Source organism: Enterobacter soli ATCC BAA-2102, assembly GCF_001654845.1.
Classification (GTDB): domain Bacteria; phylum Pseudomonadota; class Gammaproteobacteria; order Enterobacterales; family Enterobacteriaceae; genus Enterobacter; species Enterobacter soli.
The window spans coordinates 1-271 of record NZ_LXES01000073.1 but is presented as its reverse complement, the minus strand read 5'-3'; the positions used below and the strand labels follow the sequence as shown (position 1 = coordinate 271).

Here is a 271-nt window from a genome sequence, read left to right as displayed (position 1 = left end):
GTAAATAGCAAGGCGTCTTGCCGAAGCAGACTTCAGTGTCCCCTTCGTCTAGAGGCCCAGGACACCGCCCTTTCACGGCGGTAACAGGGGTTCGAATCCCCTAGGGGACGCCACTTGCTGGTTTGTGAGTGAAAGTCACCTGCCGATATATCTCAAAACTGACTTTCGAGTCACGTTTGAGATATTTGCTCTTTAAAAATCTGGATCAAGCTGAAAATTGAAACGACACACCTTAAATGGTGTGTTCGAGTCTCTCAAATTTTCGCAAGTC

Annotated in this window: 1 tRNA gene; it reads left to right on the top strand. The window is 47.6% G+C overall.

What is annotated here, in order from left to right:
* Positions 1-37: 37 nt before the first annotated feature.
* Positions 38-113: transfer RNA gene (locus tag M987_RS23545), tRNA-Glu, on the top strand.
* Positions 114-271: the final 158 nt, after the last annotated feature.